Origin of the sequence: Streptomyces phytophilus, assembly GCF_013870535.1 — a bacterium.
In the GTDB taxonomy this organism is placed as follows: Bacteria; Actinomycetota; Actinomycetes; order Streptomycetales; family Streptomycetaceae; genus Streptomyces; species Streptomyces phytophilus.
Window position 1 is genome coordinate 1 of the sequence record NZ_JACBXC010000389.1, and the last position, 4,919, is coordinate 4,919.

General features: G+C 70.4%; 3 protein-coding genes. All 3 read right to left on the reverse strand.

What is annotated here, in order from left to right:
* Positions 1–212: 212 nt before the first annotated feature.
* Complete coding sequence (locus H5J30_RS17555) at positions 213–1,415, reverse strand: PP2C family protein-serine/threonine phosphatase (RefSeq protein WP_181788367.1); 1,203 nt, start codon at positions 1,413–1,415, stop codon at positions 213–215.
* 218 nt (positions 1,416–1,633) lie between these two features.
* Positions 1,634–2,800, reverse strand: a complete 1,167-nt coding sequence (locus tag H5J30_RS17560) for a ferritin-like domain-containing protein (protein ID WP_220189029.1) — start codon at positions 2,798–2,800, stop codon at positions 1,634–1,636.
* A 5-nt stretch (positions 2,801–2,805) separates the two neighbouring features.
* Positions 2,806–4,779: a GMC oxidoreductase gene (locus H5J30_RS17565; protein WP_181788366.1), complete on the reverse strand. Its 1,974-nt coding sequence runs from the start codon at positions 4,777–4,779 to the stop codon at positions 2,806–2,808.
* Positions 4,780–4,919 lie beyond the last annotated feature (140 nt).

The following is a 4,919-nucleotide window of genomic DNA, read 5'->3' on the forward strand; positions in this document are numbered from 1 at the left end:
ACGGCCGGCCGCACCGTGCTCGGTCACGCCCACCCTGTGCCGCTCCCGCCTCGCCCACGCCCCGCCGGCGCGTTCCCTCCTGGGAGTCTGGCAGCGGGAACGGGCCCTTCACGGCCGAACGAGTGGCCGTCACCCCCGACTCGTATGTTCTAAAAGGCCGGGGTTCTGCTGTGGGGCCCCGGGGGTACACAGACCGCCCTCCGTAGGGGTGATCAGGTGGGCGGATAGGTGGTGTCGGGGAGGCGGTCGGTGTTGCCGTGCCACTGGCAGAGCAGGACGGTTGCGTCGTCGTCGAGTTTTCCGTCGTGGTAGTCGAGGACGGCGTGGATGAGGCGGCGCAGCGTTTCGGGTACGGGCAGCGCGTCGCTCTGGTGGCGGATGACGAAGTCGACGAAGCGTTCGCGTCCGAACTCGTGGCCGTCGGTGTCGCGTGCTTCGGTGATGCCGTCGGTGTAGAGCAGAACCCGGTCTCCCGGTTCCAGTTGTACCTCGCATGCGTCGACGGGGAGGCCCAGGTCGGTGCCCAGGGGGTGCGAGGGCGGGCACGTCAGTTCTGATGTCCAGCGTCCGCCGCGGACCAGGACCGGGGGGTGGTGGCCGCAGTTGACCCAGGTCAGTATGCCCGTGACCATGTCGAGTTCGGCCAGGATGCCGGTTGCGTAGCGGGTGTGGGTGTAGTGGGTGATGAGCAGGTTCTCGATGGCTGCGCAGGTGTCGGGCAGGGTGGCGCCCTGGCGGCGTTGGTTGCGGAAGGCGGCCATGGCCAGGTTGGCGGCCAGGCCGGCGGCGGTGTCGTGGCCCATGGCGTCCAGGATCGCCAGGTAGGTGATGTCGCCTGCGATGCCGTAGTCGAAGGCGTCTCCGGCGGCGGTGTAGGCGGGTTCCATGGCCGCGGCGAGGGTGACCCGGTCGTTGGAGAAGCTCCGGGGCGGCATGATGGGCCATTGCATCTCCGCGGACACCGTCATCCTCGTGGTCCGGATGAGCCGGGCGTAGGCGTCGCTGTTGGTTCGTTTGCTCGCCAGAAGCAGGGATACCAGAGACGTCAGGTCCTGGACCGCCTCCAGGTCTGCGGTGTGGCTGTGGTCGGTGTCGACGCTCAGAACGCCGAGGCGTTCGGCGCCGTTCAGCAGGGGGATCCACTGCCGGAAGCGGCCCTGCTCGTCGGCCCGGACCGTGATCAGCCGGGTCTCGATGTAGGCGGTCCCGGGCACGGTGGTCATGATGCGAAACTCCCGGCCGCCCTGGCCCGCGTCGGAGCCGCGGCCGGTCACCTCCCGCAGTACTTCCCCCTGGAGGTCGGTCACGAAGATCCTCGCCTGGTGCAGGCCCGCGGTCTCGGCGTGCCGGGCGACCAGGAGGGGCATCTGTTCGAAGGTGGCCAGATGGCCGGCGCCCAGGAGCGCGCGCTGCATCCGGGCGGTGGGCTGGGAGATCAAGGGAGAAACCCCGGGGGACAGGGACGCCCGCGTTCGCCCACCCGCGGTCTCCCCTGTAGCGGGGCAGGTGAGAACAAGGAGCCCAAGCGGCTATTACCCCTGCCAGGGTACGGACCTCATGTCCGCGAAGGGTATTTTTGCGGGTTTTGTCGAGTCGGTGTTGTCCGGTCGAACGACATCCTTGGCCGTGGTGCTCACGAGTGCTGTTCCTCCTTCTGCGTACCGGCCGGCCGCGTGGCCGTCTGGGCGGGGATCTCCGGGGGAGTGGCGAGCAGTCCGGTGACGTACTCCCTCGCCCGCCGGAGCCGGGAGTCGTCCAGTTCGAAGGTGGGGCTGGCGTGCAGACCCGGCTTGTTGTCCGTGTCGGGGTGCGGATTCCGGTAGATCCGCTGGGCGAGGTCGCGCAGCTCCAGCATCAGCGGCACCGCCTTCTCCATCTCGCGCGGCTTCCCGTCGAAGACTCTCTCGAAGAGCACGAGCAGCCGGGCGTAGGTGTCGTTGAAGTCCTCGACCGCCCGTCGGATCTCCGGGTACGGCGCGAAGTGCGCCGCCTTCGCCTCCGGATCGATCCGGTACGCGTCATGCCAGGTGACATCGATCAGCGGGCCGCTCGGCTGCGTACGCGGAAGGTCGTGGGGTCCGTAGCTGCGGCCCGTGAAGATCTCGTTGAAGCGGAAGTAGTGGGCCACCTGCTGCTGTTCGCCGAAGATCTTGTCGTCGCTGTCCCAGATCGTGTCCTGGGCTCCCTCGCCCTGCTCGCTGATCACCTCGATGGCGAGCAGGGCGCTCTTGAGATCGGTGATGCGGAAGGACTCGCCGCCGGAGTTGTAGAAGTCCTCGGGCCCCACCTGCTCCGCGGGATCGCCGGTGAAGATGGTCCGCCCCGTGCTCCGGGCGGCCTCCTCCAGGGCGATGACGCCGCGCCTGATCGCGTCGTAGAACTGTCCGATCGAGGTCCAGCCGGTCTCGTCCGGCTCCGACGGTACGAAGGAGTGGGGGCGCTCGATGAGCAGGAACGTCTCCAGCGCGGCCGGCGAGAAGTGCTGGAGCGCGATGGGCGGAAGGCTCGCGTCGCCGAAGGGCAGCCGGGCCGGGTATCCGCGGGTGAGCTTGCCCATGTCCGGGGTGCCGCCGACCGCGTTCAGCAGGTTGCCCGCGAGGGTCATGTGCAGCATCTCCTCCAGGAGGACGCTGCGGATGACCTCGCACGCGTAGGCGTTGGTGCCCGGCACGATCGAGTACAGGCCCGACATGTAGACGGGGATCGTCAGGTGCTCGATCTCCACCGCGGCCTGGAGGTACGTCTTCAGCTCGGGCAGGTCCTTCGGCGGCCGGTACTCCTTGGCCGCCAGGTCGTACATCGTGGTCACTGCGCCACCTCCTGGGTGCGGGCGGTGCGAGGGCCCGCGACGGTGACCGGCTGGTGCAGCTCGGCCAGGTCGCGGTGGATGCGCTCGGCGCTGCGCAGGGCCAGCGCCGCCATCGTGAGCGTCGGGTTGCTGGTGCCGATCGACGGCATCGAGCCGCAGCCGACGGCGAACAGGTTGGGGTGGTCGTGGGTGCGCTGGTCGGTGTCGACGACGGATGTGGCCTGCCGTGCACCCATGACGTGCGTACCGGCCCCGTGTCCCGCGCCGTGGTACACGAGGTCCAGCTCCTTCAGCACGCCGTCGGGGGAGTGGCGGTAGTGTCCCAGCGGATAACTGCCGTCGGCGTGCGCGCCGTACGAGCTGCGGTCGGTCGCCCCCAGCAGCTTGAAGATCTCCAGCGCGGCGAGCCGCGCGGCGTACATCCCGTCCCTGACGTGCTTGGCCAGGTCGTAGTGGATGATCGGGCGGGGGTTGCCCATGGCGTCGCGGTGGCGGCTCGGATCGATGGTGACCCGGTTGCCGGGGTCGGCGTGCTGCTCGACGGCGATCTGGAGCTGCACCTGCCGGTTGAGGTGCGAGCCCAGCGCGCTGCGCAGCGCGGGGCCGTAGCGCCCGTCGGGGTTCACCTCCCCGTCGGCGTCCCCGCCGAGGCCGAGCATTCCGCTCACGCTGCTCATCGGGGCTCCCGTGGCCCAGCCCCAGCCCCAGTTGCCGATCTCGACCCTGAAGGGCGCCCGCTTCCCGCGGCCCTCCGCGGTACGGAAGCACTCCAGCCCCGAGGTGTGCCCCGGGCCCCGGTACGGGCCGATCGGCATCTCCGGCGGCGTCTCGGCCCAGGCCAGCAGAGTGGGGTGGTCCATGAGGTGCTTGCCCACGTTGCCGCTGCTGTTGGCCATGTGCGAGGCGAGCAGCAGGACCGCGTTCTCGATGGCGTGCGCGGCCAGCACCACGACATCGGCCTCGGCGCGGTACGCCCGGCTCGCGGGCGTCGCCGGATCGCCGTACTCGCGGAACTCCACACCCCGCACGGTGTTCCCGCGCCCCGGCAGCACGCGGCTGACGACGCAGCGCGTCGCGATCTGCACCGTGCCGGTGAAGTCCTGCTGGAGGCGGAGCGGCGAGGACTTCGCCTGTACGGGGCAGACGGGCACGCAGCTCGCGTTGCCCACGCAGCGCTCGCCGAAGTTGGGCACACCGACCGCACCGCGCGGCTTGAAGGTGGTGCCGTCGCCGGTCGGGTAGTCGGCGTTGGGCGTGCTGTTGCGGGCCTGCGGCAGCCCGTACACCTGGAGCCGGTACTCCCGGTTCCCGGCGACCTCGTCGATGACGGTCCTGGTGTCGAGCTTCTTGTGGAAGACCTTGTCCTGGTAGCTCGGCGGGATCTGCTCCATCGGGTACTCGTGGTCCGCGGGCACGGTGCCGAGCCGGTGCTGCTCACGGCTTTCGCCCGCCGTGCCGAGCAGGTGCTCCGCGTCGCGCAGGTGCTGCTCCAGGTCGTCGGCGCCCAGCGGCCAGTCCAGGCCGTAGTGGTACGCCGTCCGCGTCGAGAAGTCCTCGGGGAACATCCTGGGGACGGCACCCAGCCAGTGCATGCCCGCGCCCCCGAGGGCGCGCAGGTAGTCGGTGCCGTAGGGCAGCGGTCCGGTCTGGAGGAAGTGGCCGGCGGCGCGGTAGCCGTCGGGCTTCTCGGGGCCGCCGGGGCTCAGGTCCAGGACGTCGGGGGACGGGGCCGCGCGATTGGGCCGGTACGCGGAGTTGGGCACCTTGGCGACGGCGGCGGAGAAGGTGCGTACGGAGTCCTGGTAGCCCGCCCAGTTGTCGGTGCCGCCGTTGCCTGCCTCCAGCACCAGCACGCGCCAGTTCTTCTTGCCCAGGTGGCGGGCCACGAGGCTGCCCGCCCAGCCGCTGCCCACGACGATCGCGTCGTAGTGGCGGCCGTCGACGGCAGCGCCGGTCGTGTGGACGCTCATCGGTCACTCACCTGCTTCCGGAGAGGTCTCCCGTACGGGATGGGGCGAGGCGGGCGGTACGGCGGACGGGGAGACGGCCCGGGAGGCGCGCGGCCCGGGCAGCAGATGGGCCGGCGTACTCCCGCCGCCCTCTCCGGCCG